General features: G+C 62.1%; 22 protein-coding genes. 7 read left to right on the forward strand and 15 right to left on the reverse strand.

Features of this window, described 5'->3' with window-relative positions; genetic code table 11:
• Positions 1-110: 110 nt before the first annotated feature.
• From AB4Z13_RS12990 to AB4Z13_RS13000, 3 genes are all read left to right on the forward strand, one after another.
• Positions 111-896, forward strand: coding sequence for a DUF6597 domain-containing transcriptional factor (locus AB4Z13_RS12990; RefSeq protein ID WP_442206100.1), 786 nt, complete (start codon positions 111-113; stop codon positions 894-896).
• 62 nt (positions 897-958) lie between these two features.
• Complete coding sequence (locus tag AB4Z13_RS12995) at positions 959-1,357, forward strand: SRPBCC family protein (protein ID WP_113320658.1); 399 nt, start codon at positions 959-961, stop codon at positions 1,355-1,357.
• Position 1,358: 1 nt separating this feature from the next.
• Complete coding sequence (locus AB4Z13_RS13000; RefSeq protein WP_442206101.1) at positions 1,359-1,721, forward strand: VOC family protein; 363 nt, start codon at positions 1,359-1,361, stop codon at positions 1,719-1,721.
• Positions 1,722-1,723: 2 nt separating this feature from the next.
• Here the strand turns inward: AB4Z13_RS13000 and AB4Z13_RS13005 are convergent, their stop codons facing one another.
• The 8 genes from AB4Z13_RS13005 to hemN all read right to left on the reverse strand — a co-directional run bounded on the left by AB4Z13_RS13005 (position 1,724) and on the right by hemN (position 9,499).
• The gene (locus AB4Z13_RS13005; protein WP_439015807.1) at positions 1,724-2,428 is read right to left on the reverse strand and encodes a PAS domain-containing protein; all 705 of its coding nucleotides are present in this window, start codon (positions 2,426-2,428) and stop codon (positions 1,724-1,726) included.
• A gap of 199 nt (positions 2,429-2,627) precedes the next feature.
• Positions 2,628-3,563, reverse strand: coding sequence for a lipid A biosynthesis lauroyl acyltransferase (locus tag AB4Z13_RS13010; protein WP_439015808.1), 936 nt, complete (start codon positions 3,561-3,563; stop codon positions 2,628-2,630).
• Between the two features lie 4 nt (positions 3,564-3,567).
• Positions 3,568-4,596, reverse strand: a complete 1,029-nt coding sequence (locus AB4Z13_RS13015) for a zinc-binding dehydrogenase (protein ID WP_439015809.1) — start codon at positions 4,594-4,596, stop codon at positions 3,568-3,570.
• Positions 4,597-4,653: 57 nt separating this feature from the next.
• Positions 4,654-5,940 carry a beta-ketoacyl-ACP synthase gene (locus AB4Z13_RS13020; RefSeq protein WP_439015810.1) on the reverse strand — a complete coding sequence of 429 codons (1,287 nt, stop codon included), beginning with the start codon at positions 5,938-5,940 and terminating at the stop codon, positions 4,654-4,656.
• 12 nt (positions 5,941-5,952) lie between these two features.
• Positions 5,953-7,158: a beta-ketoacyl-ACP synthase gene (locus tag AB4Z13_RS13025; RefSeq protein WP_439015811.1), complete on the reverse strand. Its 1,206-nt coding sequence runs from the start codon at positions 7,156-7,158 to the stop codon at positions 5,953-5,955.
• A complete protein-coding gene (locus tag AB4Z13_RS13030; protein WP_113320665.1) occupies positions 7,155-7,652 on the reverse strand; it encodes a 3-hydroxyacyl-ACP dehydratase FabZ family protein in 498 nt (165 codons plus the stop codon). Before AB4Z13_RS13030 ends, AB4Z13_RS13025 begins: the two co-directional genes overlap by 4 nt.
• A gap of 115 nt (positions 7,653-7,767) precedes the next feature.
• The gene (locus AB4Z13_RS13035; protein ID WP_007814022.1) at positions 7,768-8,046 is read right to left on the reverse strand and encodes an acyl carrier protein; all 279 of its coding nucleotides are present in this window, start codon (positions 8,044-8,046) and stop codon (positions 7,768-7,770) included.
• A gap of 106 nt (positions 8,047-8,152) precedes the next feature.
• Entirely contained in the window at positions 8,153-9,499 is a 1,347-nt protein-coding gene (hemN, locus tag AB4Z13_RS13040) for an oxygen-independent coproporphyrinogen III oxidase (RefSeq protein ID WP_439015812.1), read from the reverse strand.
• Positions 9,500-9,691: 192 nt separating this feature from the next.
• Here hemN and AB4Z13_RS13045 point away from each other — a divergent pair, with 192 nt between their 5' ends.
• On the forward strand, positions 9,692-10,414 hold the full coding sequence (locus AB4Z13_RS13045; protein WP_442206102.1) for a Crp/Fnr family transcriptional regulator: 723 nt from the start codon (positions 9,692-9,694) through the stop codon (positions 10,412-10,414).
• Positions 10,415-10,419: 5 nt separating this feature from the next.
• Here the strand turns inward: AB4Z13_RS13045 and AB4Z13_RS13050 are convergent, their stop codons facing one another.
• Positions 10,420-10,848, reverse strand: coding sequence for a L,D-transpeptidase (locus tag AB4Z13_RS13050; protein WP_439015814.1), 429 nt, complete (start codon positions 10,846-10,848; stop codon positions 10,420-10,422).
• A 136-nt stretch (positions 10,849-10,984) separates the two neighbouring features.
• Entirely contained in the window at positions 10,985-12,493 is a 1,509-nt protein-coding gene (locus AB4Z13_RS13055; protein WP_439015815.1) for a winged helix-turn-helix domain-containing tetratricopeptide repeat protein, read from the reverse strand.
• A gap of 177 nt (positions 12,494-12,670) precedes the next feature.
• Between AB4Z13_RS13055 and plsY the strand changes: the two genes are divergently transcribed.
• Positions 12,671-13,330, forward strand: coding sequence for a glycerol-3-phosphate 1-O-acyltransferase PlsY (plsY, locus tag AB4Z13_RS13060; protein WP_439015816.1), 660 nt, complete (start codon positions 12,671-12,673; stop codon positions 13,328-13,330).
• 46 nt (positions 13,331-13,376) lie between these two features.
• On the opposite strand, the gene AB4Z13_RS13065 is transcribed toward plsY, so the two are convergent.
• On the reverse strand, positions 13,377-14,288 hold the full coding sequence (locus AB4Z13_RS13065; protein WP_439015817.1) for an agmatinase: 912 nt from the start codon (positions 14,286-14,288) through the stop codon (positions 13,377-13,379).
• A gap of 175 nt (positions 14,289-14,463) precedes the next feature.
• Here AB4Z13_RS13065 and AB4Z13_RS13070 point away from each other — a divergent pair, with 175 nt between their 5' ends.
• Positions 14,464-14,700 carry a DUF1127 domain-containing protein gene (locus AB4Z13_RS13070; RefSeq protein ID WP_439015818.1) on the forward strand — a complete coding sequence of 79 codons (237 nt, stop codon included), beginning with the start codon at positions 14,464-14,466 and terminating at the stop codon, positions 14,698-14,700.
• Between the two features lie 12 nt (positions 14,701-14,712).
• Positions 14,713-15,915, forward strand: coding sequence for an MFS transporter (locus AB4Z13_RS13075; RefSeq protein WP_439015819.1), 1,203 nt, complete (start codon positions 14,713-14,715; stop codon positions 15,913-15,915).
• On the opposite strand, the gene cbiB is transcribed toward AB4Z13_RS13075, so the two are convergent.
• Genes cbiB through cobA form a run of 4 tightly spaced genes read right to left on the reverse strand, consistent with a single transcriptional unit; the run spans position 15,912 to position 20,039 of the window.
• Positions 15,912-16,892 carry an adenosylcobinamide-phosphate synthase CbiB gene (gene cbiB, locus AB4Z13_RS13080; RefSeq protein ID WP_439015821.1) on the reverse strand — a complete coding sequence of 327 codons (981 nt, stop codon included), beginning with the start codon at positions 16,890-16,892 and terminating at the stop codon, positions 15,912-15,914. The two genes, AB4Z13_RS13075 and cbiB, sit on opposite strands and share 4 nt — an antisense overlap.
• Positions 16,889-17,890, reverse strand: coding sequence for a threonine-phosphate decarboxylase CobD (gene cobD, locus AB4Z13_RS13085; protein WP_439015822.1), 1,002 nt, complete (start codon positions 17,888-17,890; stop codon positions 16,889-16,891). The genes cbiB and cobD overlap by 4 nt, the downstream gene beginning before the upstream one ends.
• Positions 17,887-19,194 carry a cobyrinate a,c-diamide synthase gene (locus AB4Z13_RS13090; RefSeq protein ID WP_442206103.1) on the reverse strand — a complete coding sequence of 436 codons (1,308 nt, stop codon included), beginning with the start codon at positions 19,192-19,194 and terminating at the stop codon, positions 17,887-17,889. Before AB4Z13_RS13090 ends, cobD begins: the two co-directional genes overlap by 4 nt.
• Positions 19,191-20,039: a uroporphyrinogen-III C-methyltransferase gene (gene cobA, locus AB4Z13_RS13095; protein ID WP_439015824.1), complete on the reverse strand. Its 849-nt coding sequence runs from the start codon at positions 20,037-20,039 to the stop codon at positions 19,191-19,193. Before cobA ends, AB4Z13_RS13090 begins: the two co-directional genes overlap by 4 nt.
• Positions 20,040-20,216: the final 177 nt, after the last annotated feature.

Consider the following 20,216-nt stretch of genomic DNA (forward strand, 5'->3'; position numbering starts at 1 on the left):
TCGGCCAAACGGCAAGGTCGAAGACCGCGATTCGGGTCGAAAAAAGGCTGGCGGAACAGGCTTTTCGAATGGCCAGGGGAGCACCATATGCATGTGTTTGGGAGGCCGGAATGACTGCTGCTGCAGCAGGGCAAAGCGATATCAGGCCGCTGCTCGCAAAGAGAGCCGGGCGCTACCGTGAATACGCGCCCTCGCTGGTACTCGCCCCGCATTTCCACTGCCTCTGGTCGCATGAGATTCGAACCGCAAGCCCGGTCGCCATCGTACCTGATGGCTATTGCGACCTGCTTTTCGCAGATGGCCGCCTCTTCGTTGTCGGGCCGGACCGCACTGCCGCCTTCCCTCCGATGACGCCTGGCATGCGGATTATCGGCGCGCGTTTTGCACCGGGCGCCGGCGCCGCCTGGCTGAAGCTGCCTCTGTCAGAGATCACCGGCCTCTCCATTCCCCTGAGCGATATCGCGCCTGAGAAGGCCGCCGCCCTCGAACCGCGCCTGTCCGACTGTCCGGATGAGCCTGCCGCCCTTTCGCTCTTCGCCACCCTGTTGAGTGAACTGGCAAGGGAAGAAGCGGAGCCGGACCCCGAGGCTCGCATGATCTTTGCCGCTGCTGACGATGGATCAGGCCGTATCGGCGACCTGCGGCAGAGGCTCGATATCGGCGAACGGCAATTGCGCCGCCGCGCCCACCACCATTTCGGCTACGGCATCAAGACGCTCGAACGCATCCGCCGGCTGCAGCGTTTCATGGCCTTGTGCCGCGCAAGTGAGACCCTGTCCCTTGCCGCTCTCGCCCTCGAAGCCGGTTTTTCCGACCAGGCGCATATGACGCGCGAGATCGGCGACCTGACGACACTGACGCCATCCGCCATGCTCGCTCAATTGACGACCCGCTGACCGTTTTGTTCAAGACGGCCCGTGCCGGCCTGCTAGTCTGACGCAAAGCAAAGGACAGACCGATGAACACAATGCCCGCCCGCATCGTCCACATCACGATCAAAAGAGACTGGCGCGATGTCTATGATTTCGCCGGCCGGCCGGAGAACATGCCGCTCTGGGCCTCGGGCCTTGCGAGCGGCCTGGAACCCGATGGCGAGGACTGGATCGCCCACGGCCCGCTCGGCAGCGTCCGGGTAAGCTTCGTGCCGCCGAACGAATTCGGCGTCATCGACCATACCGTCACTATCGAATCCGGCCTGCGCGTCTATAACGCGCTGCGCATCGTGCCGAATGGCGATGGGTGCGAGGTGATGTTCACGCTGCTGCGCCTGCCAGGCATGACCGACGAACAATTCGCGGCCGATGCCGCCCATATCCAGAAGGATCTGGCGGCTCTGAAATCGATGATGGAGAAATAAGATGGCCAGCAACGACGCTCAAAATGACCGCCGCATCGACTATGTGGAGTTTAACGTCGCCGATATTGGTGCGGCAAAAGCCTTCTACGGCGCGGCCTTCGGCTGGCGCTTCACCGATTACGGGGAGAGCTACTGCGAGTTCGACGACGGAAGGCTGAAAGGCGGCTTCACCAATCTCAGCCCGGCGCGCGCCGCAGGCGGCCCGCTCGTCATCCTCTATGCCGAGAAGCTGGAAGACGTGCTCGCCAGCGTCGAAAAGGCCGGCGGCACCATAGCTAAACCGATCACGGCCTTTCCCGGCGGCCGGCGCTTCCATTTTGTCGACAAGGACGGCTACGAACTCGCCGTCTGGAGCAAAGACTGAAATCAGGCGTCCGCCGTTGCCGTGGTGCCGAGATTCTGGATGGTGATGAGCGCCCCGATCACCTTCTTCGCTGCGTCATGGAGCGGCACCATGCGGCAGCGATTGTGCCGCTCATCCCGCGCGTAGGTGTAATCCGCCGACATGCCGTCGAAGCAGGCGTCGAGCTTTTCCTTCACCTCGCTGGCAAAGCGCTCTTCGCCGATGAACTCGACGATATGGCGGCCGATGAGCTGCATGGCATTCTTGCCGAGGTGGGCGCAATTGACGGGATTGGAATAGAGATAGCGGTAATCCTTCGTCAGCACCGCCACGCGGTCCGGCAGCGTCTGCAGGATGGCCGCATTGAGGAACTGACCGTTATCGGTATCCGGAATATAGGCTGGCGGTTGCCTGAGCTTCACGTCCACCGGCAGCGGCACGCGCCAGTCCGGCGCATGGGCGCCGAAATAGCGGTCGAGCAGATAGGAGAGCACGGCGGAATATTGCGTCACGAAAGCCGCGTCATCGGCATCCTGCGCGATGAGGTAGCTTACAAACTGAAGTTGCATATAGACTTCGATGAGGCTGGAGGCCCTGCATGAGAGGATCGCCTCGACCAGCGGCTGGATATCGCGGTCGAGCGCCTCCACGCGCCCATCATCCCCTAGCCTTATCGCTTCCTCTATCTGCGCGCAGCGCAAGGAAAAGGCCCTGAACAGCTCAAGCAAGATACCCCCAATATCCATTTCCTGAGAAACGTTCCGAAACCGGTCGAGGCCTATGCTTAATAAAAGACTACGCCCTGCGGTAGGTGCTTTGCGCGCCCTAGTAGAGACGCGTAACATGAACCGTGCTCATTTTCAACCGAACTGAACCTGTCGCTTTTCACCGATTATAAATCAGGAGCAAAATCTTACAGGCAGAATCTTACAGACTGACGGAACGCTTGATATCCCAGCGGTCGTGATACCAGAGCCACTGAGCCGGATATTCGCGCACCCAGCTCTCCACCTTGTCGTTCATCATCTGTGCCGTGGCGGGAAGATCCAGATTGCCCTTCTCGTCGCGCGGCATCTCCATCTTCGGCTCGATCTCCAGGCGGTAGCGATTGCCGGGCAGGCGGATGCAGCGGGCCGGATAGACCTCGCAATTGAACTGGCGCACCAGCTTCGGCAGCAGCGGATTGGTCTTGGTTTCCAGGCCGAAGAATGTCGTCTTCAACCCGCGGCTGAATTTCTGGTCGACGAGGACGCCAACGCCCTGCCCTGCTTCCAGCTGACGAGCGAGCGCAAAGGAAGAGCCAGCATGCGAAGGCACCAGCTTGCCCATGCGGCCGCTGCGGAAATCGAAGACCTTCTGCGCCACATAGGGATTGTTCGGCGGGCGGAAGAGCACGGTCACGCTGAGACCGAAGGCATTGCCCGCGACCGGCAGCAGCTCGAAATTGCCGGTATGGCCGGTAAAGACGATGAAGGGGCGCGGATTGTCGCGCAGCTCCAGGAAGATCGGAATGCCTGAGACCTCCACCCTGCCCGGCTCGGCACTTTCAGGATCGAAATCGAAGAGCTGGTCAAGAAAGACATATTCGGCCGCAAGCCGGCCCATATTGCCCCAGCTTTCGAGCGCGATTTCCTCAAGCTCCGCATCGCTCTTTTCCGGGAAAGCCCGGCGTAGATTGTAGAGCATCAGTTTGTGGCGCTTCAGCCGCCGGCCGATCTGGCGGGTCATCCAGTCGGCAAAGCGCATGGCACCATCGGCCGGAAAAAGCTTCAGGAGGTTCAGGAAGCCGAACATCAGCTGCGCCACCAGCCATTGCTGGAAACGCCTCAGCGCCAGAACGATCCTGGTGACGAAAAGCTTCACTCGGTCAGTCCATCTTCAGGATGATCTTGCCGAAGATCTGACGGGTTTCCATGCGCTCCAGGGCGCGGTCGATATCGTCGAAGCTGACTTCCGTATCGATGACGGGATGAACGAGGCCGCGGCCCATCTTCTGCATGGCATCAGCCATGTTCTCCATGCGGCAGCCGAAGGAGCCGAGCAGCTTCAGCTGCTGCTGGAAGAGCATCATCAGGTTCATCTCGGTCGAAACGCCCGAGGTCGAGCCGCAGGTGACGAGACGCCCGCCGCGCTTCATGCAAAGCATCGAGCCCGCCCAGGTATCCTTGCCCACATGTTCGAAGACGACATCGACGCCCTTCTTCTTGGTGAGCTTGCGCACCACCCCTTCGAAACGGTCGGTGCGGTAATTGATGACGTGGTCGGCGCCGAGCGCCCTGGCCTTCTCGATCTTGTCGTCGGAGCCGACGGTCGTGATGACTGTGCAGCCGATCTTCTTGGCAAGCTGGATCGCAGCCGTGCCGATGCCGGAGCCGCCGGCATGGACAAGGATCGTTTCGCCGGGCTCGAGCTTGGCATTGTCGAACAGCATGTGCTCGACCGTGCCGAAAGTGACAGGCGCAAGCGCCGCACCAATCGCATCGACACCGGGAGGGGCCGGAACCAGGAGACGCGCCGGCAGGTTCACCTTCTCCTGCGCGAAGCCATCGAGATGGAAGCCATGCACGCCGGAAACGTGTTCGCAGAGATTGTCGCGGCCTTCGCGGCAAGGACGGCAGAGGCCGCAGGTGCGCGCACCATAGATTGCCACGAGCTGGCCGGGCAGGACATTCGCCACGCCGGGGCCGATGGCCTCAACCACACCGGAAGCTTCCGCACCGATGACGAGCGGCATCTTGCGCTTGGCGAAAGCCATGCCGCGCCAGCCCCAGACATCGATATGGTTGAGCGCAACCGCCTTGACGCGCAATGTCACTTCGCCGGTGCCAGGAGCGTCCGGTTCCGGCAGGTCGGTGATCTCAAGCTTGCGGTCATCGATCAGTTGCAAAGCGCGCATGGCAAAACCTCTCGCCTCTGGGGCGTTTTTCTTATCGGTTGGATTGTCGGGAACCGCTTAAGCCGGTTCGAGCGCCATGACAAGGCTGGCATTCTGTCCGCCGAAGCCGAAAGAGTTGGAAAGCACGGCCGAAACCTGGGCTTCCCGCTTCTTGTTCGGCACGACATCGAGAACGATCGACGGATCCGGGTTGTTGTAGTTGATCGTCGGCGGCAGCGTGCCGGTCAGCATCGTCTGCAGCGAGAAGACCGCCTCGACCGCACCGGCAGCCGTCAGCGTATGGCCGATCATCGACTTGTTGGACGACACCGGAATGCCGACCAGCTTCTCGCCGAAGACGGCGGACATGGAACCATATTCCATCTTGTCGTTTTCAGGCGTCGAGGTGCCATGGGCGTTGATATAGCCGATATCGTCCTCGCTCATGCCGGCATCGGCAAGGGCTGCGCGGATCGTCGCGATCGCCGGGGCGCCATCGGGCGAAGAGCGCGTGCGGTGGAAGCTGTCGGCCTTGTCGCCCGCACCCTTCATGATGCCGAGCACCTTGGCGCCGCGGGCAATTGCCGATTCCAGGGATTCCAGCACCAGCGTCGCCGCGCCTTCGGCGATGACGAAACCGTCGCGATCCTTGCTGAAGGGCTTGGAAGCCTTGGTCGGCGGATCGTTCTGGGTAGAGAGAGCAGATAACAGCGAGAAGCGGATCAGCGCTTCCGCACTCAGCGAACCGTCGGTCGCAACCGTCAGCGCCCGGTCGGTGCGGCCCTGGCGGATCGCCTCGATGCCGAGCTGGATGGCGGTCACACCCGATGCACAGGCCGTCGACAGCGTGACCGGCAGGCCGCGCGTGCCGAACCGGTCGGACAATCGCTCGGAAATCGCGCCGAAGAGCGCCGCCTCATGGAAGGCCGGATCGGGACGCTGGCGCATGGCAGCGAGGAACCGCTCATAGGCATCGCCCGGATGGTCGGCGGCCGGCGAACGGTCGGCAAGCTCGAAACGGGCGCTCCATTCCGGCTCGATCGGCGGTGCAGCCAGGAACAGCGGACCGTTGAAATCGCCGGAAATACCGGCATCGGCAAGCGCTTCGATGGTCGTTTCGCGCGCAAAGGCATAGGAGCGCTCGACGGCGTTCGGCACCGGGATGTCGATGAAATCGACCGTGCCGGCAATGCGCGTCGAAAGGCCGTCCGTCGGGAAGCGGGTAATGTCGTGAATGCCCGATGTACCTGACGAAAGAGCTGCCCAGTTATCCCTGAGGCCCTGGCCGAGCGAGGTGATGATACCCATGCCGGTGACCGCAATGATCGGACGGCCGAGATGATCCCTGTAAGCGGACGCTGTCATTTCAGTCACTCCTCACGCTTCTGCGGAAAGAACGGCAACGCCTTCGCCGCGCTGATGTCCGACAGTGGTTACGACGGCAGCCTTCGTGCTTGCCTTCATCGGCGCTTCGTTCGCGGCATCAAAAGGCGGAACCTTGGCCTTGGCGTCGATCGCAAGCGCTGCAAGCGCAAGGCCGAGCGTGAACTGCGCCTCGATCGTGTGGCCGGAAACGCCGGCGAAGCCGCGGATCGCAGCACCCGGAAGCTGACGTTCAAGCACTGCCTTTTCGCGGGCGGCAAGCTCATGCATGCCGGTCGAGCCGGAGAAGATCGCCGTAGTTTCGGGGGCCAGACCGGCAGCGGGTTTCAGCAGCCGCTCCAGGCGCACTTCGAAATTACCCGCAGCCCGATTGCCGCGGTCGCCTTCGACGGCACCGATTGTCGCATAGATATGCGCGCCGCGCTCTTCAGCATGCTTGCGCGATTCCAACACCAGGAAGGCGCCGGCGGAACCGGTGATCATGCCGCCGCCCTCAAGACCGGAGCGCGACCAAAGCGGCGCCCACTCACCCCGCGTATGCGCGCCGATTGCTTCCGTCAGCAGGATCATGTCCGGGCGTTCGGCCGCAAAGGCGCCGCCAACAAGCGCATGGGTGGATTCGCCTGACTTGATGCGCCAGAAGGCCGTCTCGACGGCGGAAACGCCGGAAGCTTCCTCACCCATGAAAGTGCGCGAGGAGCCGGTGACCTTGTGAACGATGGAAATATTGCCGGCAAGCAGGTTGGAAAGCTGTGCCAGAAACAGCGTAGGCCGCAGTTCGGTCGTCAGCTTCTCATTGAGCAGCAACTCGCGGTCGTTGCGCTTCAGGCCCTCATCGACGATCAGCGTATCGACATTGATGTCGCGCTCGCCGCCGCCGGCCGCCACGATCATGTCCATCGTGCCGCAGGCTTCCAGATTGTCCTTGAAGCCCGCATCATCGAGCGCCAGACCCGCTGCAAAAACGCCGATCCGCTGCCAGTTTTCCATCTGGCGCTGGTCGCCGCGCTTGGCGATCTGCTGCGACCAGTCGATCTCAGGAAGCGGATGGACCGGATAAGGCCTGAACTTCTCGGTCTCGATAACGGTCGCAGGTGCGGCATCGGCAGTCAGGATCGCCAGATGCGCATCCTTGCCGACACCCTGACAGGTCACGATGCCGATGCCTGATATCACGACGTCATTGGCGGCCTTGCTCATTCACTCACCCCCTGGGCCTTCGCCCGCTGCGCAGCGATGGCGTCCATCAGGCCCACCTCGCCGGCACGTTTCTTCACGATATCGCCGAGCGGAATTTCACTGAAAGGCATGGTGCGCAGTTTGAGCTGCGCATCGCAGACCTTCTTGCCGCCGCTGGTGATCTTTGCCTTGGTGACGGCAAAACCGGAGCCGTCATGTTCGAGGAAAGCCTCGATGTCGAGCACCGCTTCCGGCTCGACGAAGGTGCGCATCTTGGCGCCATCGACCGACATCAGGAAGGGCATTGACGTAAAATCGGTGGCGGCCAGCACCAGCATGCCTGATGCCTGCGCCATGGTTTCGATGAGAAGCACGCCAGGGACGAGCGGCATGCCTGGAAAATGCCCCTCGAAAACGGGGCTCTTGGCCGGCACGACCGAGCGCGCAACGAGCGTGCGCTTCTCAAGGTCCACCGCCTCGACGCGGTCAATCATCTGGAAATATTCCAGCAGCATCAGACTTCTCCGGCGCGACGCGCACTAAGCCCGTCGGAAGGCCTACTTAGGAACAAAACCGCCCGGCCGCCATATCAATGGCGGCAGGGCGTGAAAAAAAGATGATGATGTTGCTTCAAGCCTTGGCGGCGCGCAGCTCGTCGATCTTGGCACAGAGGTTCTTCAGCACGAAGTATTCTTCGGTGGAAACCTTGCCTTCGTTGACTTCCTGCGTCCACTTTTCGAGCGGAATCTTGATGCCGAATTCCTTGTCGATGGCGAAAACGATATCGAGGAAGTCGAGGCTGTCGATACCGAGGTCATCGATCGTGTGGCTTTCCGGCGTGATCGTTGCGCGGTCGATCTCGCTGGTTTCAGCAATGATGTCGGCAACTTTATCGAATGTAGCGGTCACTCGCTCTACCTCTTGGAAATGAAGATTCTCCCCCTCATAGGCAAATCCATTTCAAAAGCCAATGCTTTCGTCCCGGTTGCAAGCCAATTTGGCGGGCAGGTGTTGCCTAAACAGCAATGGAATGGCGCCCTTTGGCCTGTCCGAGATGGGCATCGAACCAGGAAGAGACCACCCGGCTAAAGACTTTTGCCGTTTCCGTGACGCAAAAACCGTCCGCCTCGACGGCGCAGAGGCCATCCTGATCCAGCGCCGCAATCTGCCGCGCCTCCGTAATCAGCGGCTCGGCCGCAGCCCCGAATTTCGCTCGGAGGTCACGGAAGGAAAAACGGAAATCGCACATCAGCCGCTCGATCACATGCCCGCGTAGCCGGTCGTCATCGGAAAGTGCGATCCCGCGCACCACGGCAAGTCCGCCGGCATCGACCATGCGCTGATATTCGCCGGTTGCCGGCATGTTCTGCACATAGCCTTGCGGCAGCCGCCCGATCGAAGACGCGCCGAGCCCGATCAGCACAGGCGCCTCATCCTCCGTATAGCCCTGGAAATTCCGGTGCAGGCGCCCTTCCCGCGCGGCGACCGCCAGCCCGTCGTCGACTCTGGCGAAATGGTCGATGCCGACGGACTGGTAGCCGGCCGCGCACAGCATCGCGGCTGCGTGACCCATTTGCCGGAAGCGTTCTGCCGCATCGGGCAAAGTCTCCTCAGGGATCATCGTCTGATGTTTCTTCATCCACGGCACATGCGCATAGCCGAAGAGCGCGATGCGGTCGGGATCGAGCGTCACGATATTGGAAACGGTACACTCTAGGCTCGCAAGCGTCTGATGCGGCAACCCGTAGAGCAGATCGCAATTGACCGAGCGAACGCCCCTCGCCCTGACGGCATCGACGACGCCCCTAGTCTGCTCGAATGTCTGCAGCCGGTTGATCGCCTGCTGGACCACAGGATCGAAATCCTGCACGCCGAGGCTTGCCCGCGTCAGCCCGATCTCGGCAAGCGCCTCGTAACGCGCCTCATCGAGATCGTTGGGGTCCATCTCCACGCTGATGGACGCATCCGCCTCGAAACGGAAACGCGTCTTGAGATGCCCGATGAGGCCGATCATATCCCCAGGTTTCAGCATGGTGGGCGAGCCGCCGCCAAGATGCAGCGCGGTGATGCGCGCCTCGGGGATCAGCTGCGCCACCATATCTATCTCGTCCTTCAGCGAGCGCAGATAGGCGGCGATCGGCTCATAGCGCAGCGTCTGCTTCGTATGGCAAGCGCAGAACCAGCAGAGCCGGTCGCAATAGGGAATATGGACATAGAGAGAAACCGCAGTGCCGGGCGCGATCTCGTCCAGCCACAGCGCATATTCGCCGGCACCTATACTTGCGTTCAATTGCGGCGCTGTCGGATAGCTCGTATAGCGCGGTACGGGGCCGGAATATTTCTTCAGCAAGTCGGTTTTCAAGGCGGGGATTCCCCTTAACGAGACTTCCCTCAAATAAACCTGCTGAAAAGAGGAAACTTTGACCTGGATCAAATCGGATTCGAGACGGAATTGATAAAGATCAAGACGTAACCGCAAGAAATCGGGATAGATGACCTGGGGGCCGAAGCGTATCACAGACGCGAGGCCGAATGGTCGGATCGGGGCATCGACATGGATATCGCGCGCAGTGAAGATCCAGACATAAGTATTCCCGCAGCCTGCCGGGTCTGCGAGGCACGCCACGGCGTGGTCTGCAGCGCGCTGACATCAGCCCAGCTTCGCGAGCTCTGCAAGCACTCCATGCGCCGCAAGATCGATGCGGGAAGCGAAATTGTTGCGCAAGGCGAAGAAGTCTTGTCCTATTCCAACATCATGAATGGCGTGGTGAAGCTCTGCAAGGTGATGCCGGATGGGCGCCAGCAGATCGTCGGGCTGCAATTCGCCCCCGATTTCATCGGCCGCCCCTTCGTGCCCGAGAGCACGCTGTCGGCCGAGGCAGCCACGCCGACGGAAATCTGCGTCTTCCCCCGCCGTCTGCTCGACCGGATGATATCAGATACACCGGAACTGCAGCACAACCTGCATGCTCAGGCGCTGAAGGAACTGGATGCTGCACGGGAATGGATGCTGACGCTCGGCCGCCGCACGGCCCAGGAAAAGGTCGCAAACCTTCTCTATCTCGTCGCCACGCATGCCGAGCCGGAAACGACCAGCAGCGCGGCCTTCGACCTGCCGCTCTCACGCAGCGAGATCGCCGATTTCCTGGGGCTGACGATCGAAACCGTCAGCCGCCAGATGACCAAATTGCGCAAGCAGGGCGTCATCCAGATCGAGAACAGCCGTCATATCACCGTTCCCGATATGGATGAGCTCGAGCGCCTGGTTAGCGCCTGATTTGCTTACCGCGTGATCACCACGCGGGTATTGGCAAGGCCGTTTTCCTGCGCCATCGAGAAGAACTGGGCCGCATTGTTGGGGTCGAGACGGACGCAGCCATGCGAGGCCGGCGTGCCGAGCCGCTTGCGTTCGAAAGTAGCATGAACGGCATAACCGCCATTGAAGAACACGGCGAACGGCATCGGCGCATTGTCGTATTTCTTGGAGCGGTGATCGCGAGACAGCCACTTGGCGCTCCAGGAACCGGTTGGCGTGGTATAACCCTTGCGCGCCGTCGAAACCTTCCAGCGATACTTCACCCAACCGTTCTCGGTAACAGTCATCGTCTGCTTGCTGAGGCTGATATTGGCAACCAGCGTAGCAGCCTGAGCCGCAACTGGAGAAAACTGCAATAACAACACTGCCGTAGCAGCCGCAAAAAACGTCTTCATGGTCGTCCCTCTATCGAACCTTTAAAGGCTTATTTTCGCCCAACGAGAGAAGAGACTACGGCAATACTTGTTATTTTGCTTTAACTCGAATGGTAATCACATTTCTAACAAACCGGGGCCGGTTGCGGCACTGGCGTCACTCGGGAAAGCCGGCCTTGCGATAGCCGTCGACAAAATGTGCGAGCGTCCCTGCGTCCCGGAACGGTTCCATCGCGATCCAGTGGCTGATCGTGAAATGCGGGTTTGCGACGAGGAACAGCTCCGCCTCTGCACGGGCCTCATCGAGCCGGCCGAGCTGGGCAAGACCTGCCGCCAGGAAACGGCGTGAGCTCGTGCGATAGGTTTCCTCCCGGCGCAGCGTCTCGACGACGGCTTCATAGTTGCCATCAGCATATTGCGCTTGGCCGAGTGTCAAATAATACCAGCTGGCCGGAAACGGGTTCAGCCGAAACGCCTTGCCGATATGCTCCAGGCCCTCGTCGATCCGCCCGGCGAGAACGGAAATATCTGACAGAGCCGCCCACGTATCGGCCTCATTCGGATCGAGCGCGATGGCCTTTTCGAATTCCGCATCGGCTTCCGCGAAGCTGCGCTCATAGGCAAGCAGGTAAGCAAGCACCCAGCGGCAGCCGGCATCGTTCGGATCGAGCGCGACGGCCTTGCGCGCCAATTCCAGGGCAACGCTGCGATTGGCTTCGGTTGGACCACCGCTATGCACCCATCCCATCCAATGGTTCAGCGCAAGCCACCGATGGGCCTCGGCATAGTCAGGGTCGAGCGCAATCGCCCGTGTCAGCATCAGCTGCGTTTCCCGCGCGCTTTGCGGCGCATCATCCATCAGCGTGCGCGCCCGCACGCAGAGATCATAGGCTTCGAGGCTCTTGGGGCGGTTACGCGGCGGCGGTGGACGCAGCCGGCCAAGCAGCGCCTCGACGATCTTGCCGGTGACCTCGTCCTGAACGGCAAAAATATCGTCCAGGCCGCGGTCGAAACGCTCCGCCCAGAGATGATCGCCGCTTTCGGCATCGACGAGCCGGGCGTTGATGCGCACGCGCTCCGCCGCCCGTCTTGCGCTGCCGTCGAGCAGATAGCGCACCCCAAGCTCCTCGGCGATATCACGCACATCCATCGCCTTTCCCTTATAGGCAAAGCTCGAATTGCGGGCGATGACGAAGAGGCCCGAGGTCCGGGAAAGATCGGTGATAAGGTCTTCGGTCAGGCCATCCGCAAAACCCTCCTGCTCCGGATCGCCGCTGACGGTGACGAAGGGCAGTACGGCAATCGAGGGTTTGTCGGGCAGCGCCAAAGCTTTTCGCCTCCCGCTGCCGAGCTGTTTTATGGCGCCGGTGAAGCGATAGCCGATGCGCGGAACCGTCGAGATCCATTCACCACCGTCAGCGGCAGGACCCAGCAGCTTGCGCAGCTGCGCGATCTGGACGGTGAGGTTGCCCTCCTCGACGGCCGTGCCCGGCCAGGCCGCATCCATCAGCTCGGTCTTGGCCAGAATTTCGCCGGGCCGCCCGACGAGCGCGGCAAGCAGCATTACGCCGCGGTGCCCGACGGCAACGGGATCGTCGTTCCGAAGAAGCGTTCCCGCCTCCGGATCAAGCACGAACGGACCAAAGGCAAAGCGCGCTCCCTGCATGGCGCGCATCCTAGAGGCTTTCATGCCGGGTTGGAACCGTCCTGCCTGATGCCATTCGATCTCGGCATTCCCGCGGACAATTTCGTCCGCTTAGGCGCGTGGCATCCGAGGCGCGACTGGTTTAATCGTGTTCGATCAGATAATTACCGGCTGAAAAAAGAGCGTCGAGGTACACCCATGGTTTTCTGGATAGCAAGTCTGGTGGGACTGGCGGTCGCCTATCTCTTCGGCTCCCTGCCCACGGGCTATCTGGCGGGCAAACTGCTCAAGGGCATGGATATCCGCCAGCATGGCTCCAGATCCACCGGAGCAACGAACGTACTCAGAACGCTCGGTAAATGGCCTGCTTTGGCGGTTCTCCTGATCGATGTGCTGAAAGGTGTCGCAGCAGTCGTCTTTGCCCGCTGGTTTTATCTCTGGCTCTCGACAGTACCATCGGGCACGCCGCCGACAGCACCTGACCTGCAAAGCGCGGAGCCCTGGATTGTTTGCCTGGCCGGTCTTGGCGTGTTGTTGGGGCATGGCCGTTCGATCTGGCTGAACTTTATGGGAGGCAAATCTGCTGCGACAGGGCTCGGCGTGTTGCTGGCAATGTCCTGGCCCGTCGGTTTGGGTGCCGCGGCGGTTTTCTGCCTTGCGCTGGCCGCCTTCCGCATTGTTTCCCTGAGTTCGATGCTGGCAGCGTTGACGGCCATCGCTCTCGTCTGCGGCCTGGAGCAACCGTTGCCCTATCGGCTGCTGGTAATATCAGGCGGCATCTACGTGATTGTGCGCCATCGCGCCAATATCAGGCGGCTGCTGGCTGGGACGGAGCCACGTCTGGGCAAAGTCGCCTAGAATCGAAAATGCACCGATACCAATTGCCGTGAGAGCAAGAAGCGTTTCAATCCTGCCTGACGATGGCGCCGACCGCATTGACGAGCACGCGCGACACGGTCAGCGCCGACAAGCCGTCGATATCAGCCGGAGGATAAAACTCGACCAGGTCAAACCCGGCGATTCTCGCCCGCCTGCCGAGGCCGGCGATCAAGTCGATCACCTGTGTGTAGGTGAGGCCACCAGGGGTACGCGCCGCCACGCCCGGCATGATGCCGGGATCGATGCTGTCGCAATCGAGCGTGACGACCACCCGCGCTCCCTCGGGAATATGCCGGAGAGCGGCTTCGACACCCACTGTGTGGATCTCGCGGGCAGTGACAAAGCGGCTGCCATAAAGCTGCGCCGCTTCCACCTCGGCGATGCGCGCGCTGCCGACGCTGCGCAGACCGACTTGCACCATGCCGGCGACATGCGGCATCTCGCTCGCCCGACGCATCGGACTTGAATAGCCGTAGCGCTCGCCATGCACCTCGTCGCGCCAGTCGATATGGGCGTCGATCTGCAGGACCCAGACCGGCCCTTGATCCGCAAAGCCAGCGAGGAAGGGAAAGGTCACGGAACAGTCTCCCCCGAGCAGGATCGGTACGGCCGATAGTGCCAGGATTTCGCGCGTCTTCGCCTCAATCCGAGCGCGGTTGTCGGCATTGTCATGCATGGTGGTCTCGATGTCGCCAGCGTCGATGCAGGAGATCGGCTTGCCGGCAAACAGCGGGCCGCCGAGATCGAAATCCCAATGCTCGATGAGCCCGGCATCCTCCTGGCTCGCAGCGCGGATGGCGCCGGCGGCCAGCGCATAACCGCTGCTGTCCTTGCCGGGATAGGTGCTGCCGTGCGCGGCTGCGAAGATCACCGCACGGGGCAAACGGCCATCGGCCAGGCGATCTGGAAGGCCGAGAAAGGAAGATGAGGCGGTCATGTCCTTATTGTCCTGATCAGGCGAAATCCTGTTTTAACCTGTTTAGTCACTTTGGAAGTTTTTGCGAACTTTTTGGAAGCGCTTAATTACGCCCCGCGCCGCATCCTCCAGACTCCACCATCCTTTGAAATCTAAGGCCCCAGGCGAAATCCAAGTTCCCGGACCTTCAAGCTCCATGGAGTTCATCATGAGCGATTGCTGCACCCTTGCATCAACCCCACGTCACAAGTTACCGCGCCGGCACAATAGCCTGATCATCCTGCGAAGCGCGATCACGCACTGGTTCTGGCGCATCCGCATCCGCCGCGAACGGAAGCGACGGTCGAAAATCAGCCCCGTTCTGATCGACGATATCGGCCTGACGGAACAACAGGCAGGCTCCGAGACCACCGGCTTTTTCTGGCACGTGTGAGGCGAATGTCCGATGACACACGATGACCAGTTTCCTCCAGCCGCAACGATCGACCGGCGCAGCCCGATATCGCCACGCGAAGATCGCATTCCATGGGCCGCGATGGCAGGCATCATCGCCACCGTCACGGTGTTCGCCATGGCGCAGGGCCTGACCTATCCGCTCCTGAGCTTCATTCTGGAGCGGCAGGGAACACCATCAGGCCTGATCGGCCTGTCGGCCGCCATGACGCCAACGGGCTTTATCGTCTCCGCACCCTTCATTCCTGCCCTGTCACACCGCGTAGGCGCCGGACGGCTTGCCATCCTCTGCTCGATCCTCGCAGCACTCAGCCTGATTGCCATTGCCTGGACGCAGGACATTTGGGCGTGGATGCCGCTGCGCTTCCTGCTCGGCGTCTTCGCCAACCCGCTCTACGTGATCAGCGAAACCTGGCTGCTCGCCATCACGCCCGCCGCGCGCCGTGGCCGCATCATGGGCCTCTATTCGTCCGTCGTATCAGGCGGCTTCGCCATCGGCCCGCTATCCCTCGGCCTTGCCGGTACGGAGGGCTGGCCACCCTTCCTGATCGGTATTTTCGCCTTCCTCGTCTGCGGCCTGATCGTGCTTGCCGTCACAAGACGACTGCCCGACATGCCGCAGGAGGGCGAAGCCATATCTGTCGGCGGCTTCGTCATGCTGGCGCCGCTCCTGCTCTTCGCCGTCTTCGTCGCCGCCGGTTTCGAGCAGATCCTGCTTGCCCTCTTCGCCGTCTATGGCGCAGCCCTCGGCAGCCCCGAACCCCGCATCACCGCGCTGATCACCTGCTTCATCGCAGGCAATGCCGTGCTGCAGATCGTCCTCGGCCGCCTCGCCGAACAATTTGGCTCCCGCCCTACCCTGCTCTTCTGCGTGCTCGCCTCGCTCGCCGGTTGCCTGCTCCTGCCGCTGCTCTTCGATACATGGCTCATCTGGCCGCTGTTTTTCGCCTGGGGCGGCGTCTCCTTCGGCATCTACACCCTGTCGCTGATCCAGCTCGGTGAACGCTTCACCGGCCAGTCCCTCATCGCCGGCAACGCCGCCTTCGCCCTCGTCTGGGGTCTCGGCGGCATCGCAGGCTCGCCCGCGACGGGCGTGGCGATGCAACTGATCGGCCATCAGGGCCTGCCACTATCGCTTGGCCTGCTGAGCTGTGTCTTGGCGTTACTTTTGACGGCGGAGAAATGGCGAGGCTAAAGCAGGCAGACGAAGGCCACGAAGGTAAGCAGCGTCAGCGCCATGCAGCTGGCCTGGAAGACCGAAATCCCGTCCTCCACATCGCCTGCCGTCGCCACATCCCGGCCCGTGCCGTTGATCATCGGCTCGCGCACGACCACGCCCGAATAGACGCGCGGGCCGGCAAGCTGGAGATCGAGCGCGCCGGCCATCGCCGCCTCCGGGCGGCCGGAATTCGGCGAGCGGTGCAGCTTGCCGTCGCGGATGCCGACACGGAAAGAATCGCGGAAGGCTGACGTGCCGCGGCGGATGCCGGCGCCGACGGCGATCAGCAGGATCGACAGGCGTGCCGCCGGCCAGTTGGCGATATCGTCCAGCCGCGCCGAGGCCCAGCCGAAATCGACATATTTTTCCGAACGGTGGCCGATCATTGAATCCGCTGTATTGAGCATCTTGTAGAAGAACAGGCCAGGTAGGCCGAAGATCGCAAACCAGAGGGCCGGCGCCACCACGCCATCGGAAAAATTCTCGGCGAGGCTCTCGATTGCCGCACGGCAGACACCCGGCTCATCCAGCGTTTCCGGATCGCGCCCGACGATGCGCGACACCGCCTTGCGCCCGCCAACGAGGCCGTCGCTCTTCAGCGCCGCTGCGACCGCCGCGACATGATCCGACAGGCTCTTTTGCGCCAGGAAAATCGCCACGCAGAAGACTTCGAGCAGGATACCGACAGGGCCGAAGAGCATCAGGAACCAATGCAGCACCAGGCCGGTGACGACGGCGAGCCCCGACAGCGCCAGGATCGCCACCACGCCGTTCTGCCGGCGCTGAGCCTTGCTCAGGCTCTCACGGTTGAAATGCTGGTCGAAATAGCCGACCGCCCGACCGAAGATGGCGACCGGATGCGGCACGCGCATCCACAGCCATTGCGGATCGCCGATGATGCGGTCGAGCAGCAGCGCCAGAACCAGCACGAGAAAATGTTCATCCAGATTCATCGGTTAAAGCTCCGAAGGGCCGCAGCAAGTCGTCCATCCGCCGCAGCATCCGGCGCAAGGCCGATGCGCAGCCAGTCCGGTGCATAATCGAACCGGCGGACGAGAATATGATGGCGGCAGAGAGTCGTGTAAATGTCACCGGCTTTCGCGTCGGCAACGAGGGTGAAAAGCGGCGTGCCGCCCGCAATAGCAAGGCCGGCTCCGGCAAGCACGGCATGCAGGCCCGCCTGGCGCTCGGCAATCGAGCCGGCGATGGCGGAGACATCCGAATTCAGCAGCGAGCTCGCCATTGACAGCGCAGGCCCCGACACCGCCCAGGGACCGAGCCAGTCCTCGAAACGCACGAGAATATCGCCCCGCGCAATGGCAAAGCCGAGCCTCAGCCCTGCAAGCCCGAAGAACTTGCCGAAGGAGCGGAAGACGATGAGGTTCGAAAGACCTGATGCACGCGGCACGAGGCTCGCCTCCGGGCTCGTATCCCCGAAAGCCTCATCGACAACAAGAAAACCGCCGCCCGCCTTCAGCCGCTCATGCAGCGCTTCCAGCCTGTCCGCCGCGTGGACCCGACCGTCTGGATTGTTCGGATTGACGACAACTGCCAGCCCATGCTCCGCGCCGATATCATCGATATTGCTGACCGCATCGACGGCAAAACCCGCAACGCTGAAAGCCCGCGCATATTCCCCATAGGTCGGCGACAGGATCGCAACTTTTCTGCCCGGCTCGATCAGCCGCGGCAGAAGCTGGATGACCGATTGCGTGCCGGGAACCGGAAGCGGCAGGATCGCGCCGCTGCGGTAATGATCGCGCGCCGCATGTCGCGCCGTCTCGATCAGATGTCGGTCCGGCAGCCGATGCCACACCCTTGCAGGTATCTCCGGCAGCACCACCGGATTGGGATTGATGCCGGTCGAAAGATCGAGCCAGTCCTCCAGCCGGCCGCCGAAGCTTGCCGCCGCCGCGGTGATGCCGCCGCCATGCACGATCGGCGCATTCATGCGGCAGCTCCCACAAGATCGATCAGATGCATGTAGGATCCGGCCACCTGCCCGCGCCGCAAGCCGGTGAAGCCGAGATCGTTGCCGAGCGCATCCTGCGTGGCAAACATCCGGTCGGCCTCCCCTTCGGAGACGATCGTCGAATAGTGGAATTCATGCGCCGTCATCGGCCTGTCGAAAAAGGCGCCGTCGAGCGGCGTGACGCGGCGATAGCCGAGATGCCGCTTGCGCGTCTCATAGCTGGTGACGATAGGCAGCAGGCCGAGCATTTCATGGCGCTCGCCTTGCCCGTCGATCAGCCCGTCGCCGAGCACCATGTAGCCGCCGCATTCGCCATAGATGCGCACGCCCCGCGCCGCCGCAGCCTTCATGCCGGCTACAAAATTCTGCGAAGCCGCGAGCCTGCCCGCATGCAGTTCGGGATATCCGCCCGGAAGATAGATCGCATCGGCAGCCTCGGACGGGCCCTCGTCGGCGAGCGGCGAGAAGAAGGAAATCTCGGCCCCGCGCCGCCGCCAGCCGAGCAGCATATGCTCGTAGCAAAAGGCAAAGGCGATATCGCGCGCGACGGCAATGTGCCTGCCGAAAGGCATCAGCCGGGCAATATTGGCAGCCGACGGCCGGTTCATACCCTGCCGCGCGATGCGCATGAGGAATTCGAAATTGCACTCTTCGGAAACGGCATTGGCCGCATAATCGATGAACTCCTCGAGCGCCCCATGCTCGCCCGCCTGTACCAGTCCCAGATGCCGCTCTGGCAGGGCCAGCATCGCATCCTTGCGGATGACGGCAACGATGGGCATGCGGATCGCTTCCAGCGCCTGGCGCAACATCGCTTCGTGCCGGTCGCTGCCGACCTTGTTGAGGATGACACCGGCGATGCGCACATCGGCGCGGAAACCGGCAAAACCGCTGACGAGCGGCGCCACCGATTGCGACAGGCGCGAAGCATCGACGACGAGCACGACCGAAAGTCCGAGCTGGGCCGCAAGGTCCGCCGCCGTGCCGCGCCCGTCCGCAGCACCATCGAACAGGCCCATCATGCCCTCGATCAGCAACACCCGGTCGCCGGAGCGGTGCAGCGTCGCATTGGCGGAAATCAGTTCCGGCCGCATGCCCCAGGGATCGAAATTCAGGCAGAGCGTGCCGCTTGCCGCCGCGTGAAAGGCCGGATCGATATAATCAGGGCCGGCCTTGCCGGGTGCGACGGCGACGCCGCGATTGCGCAGCGCCCGAAGCAACCCGAGCGTCACTGTGGTCTTGCCGGAACCGGAGGACGGTGCGGCGATCAGCAACCCGCTCATGCTGTCTCCCTCCCTTGCCCGCCGGCATGCCTGAAGGGGTCGGGCTGCAGCCGCCGACCGCCAAGCGCGCCAAGCCAGTCGAGAGAGGCGCGCAACCGCACCACCTCGCCGACGACGACGATCGCCGGCGGTTCCAGACCGGAGGCGGCAACGGCTTCAGGCGCTTCGCCAAGCGTCGTCTCCAGCACCTGCTGGTCACCGGTCGCCGCGTTGCAGACGAAGGCCACTGGCTCGAAAGCCGAACGGCCCGAAGCAATCAGATTGGCGCTGATCTGGGCAATATGTTTCATCGCCATATACATGACGATGACGGGCGAGCCCTTGCCGATCGCTTCCCAATTGATCGCGTCAGGCACGATGCCGGAGGAATCATGGCCGGTGAGGAAGGTCACGGCATGGTTGATGTCCCGATGCGTCACCGGAATCCCGGCATAGGCAAGCCCGCCGATACCAGCGGTAATGCCCGGCACGATACGAAACGGGATATTGTGCTCGACCAGCGTCAGCGCCTCTTCCCCACCCCGCCCGAAGACGAAGGGATCGCCGCCCTTCAGCCGCAGCACGCGTTTGCCGGTCCGCGCCAATTCCACCAACCGAAGCGAAATATCCCGCTGCTTGGCCGAGGGTTTGCCGCCGCGTTTCCCCGCATATTCGAGCTCCGCACCTGACCGCGCGAGCTTCAGGCATTCCTCGTTGACCAGCGCGTCATGGACGATCACATCGGCCTCGGAAAGCCCCTTGGCGGCAAGCAGCGTCAGCAGGCCCGGATCGCCGGGACCGGCCCCAACGAGCCAGACGCTGCCCGGCTCCAGCGCCGGCAGATGTGAGAATGCGCGATCTATCATCCCGCTGATCTAGGCCCGGCAGCAGACGAGGTCAACGCCATCAGTGGCAGCGCACCGGAAGTTGACAAAATGGCCGAGACTCAATTTCCGAAGAAGCGGAATCAGCCTCGGAAGAAACGCATATAACAATTTGATTGGATTCCAGAATATGGGAACGGGCCGGCCGCAGGCATGCGG

This window comes from Rhizobium sp. YAF28 (assembly GCF_052113285.1).
Taxonomy (GTDB): domain Bacteria; phylum Pseudomonadota; class Alphaproteobacteria; order Rhizobiales; family Rhizobiaceae; genus Rhizobium.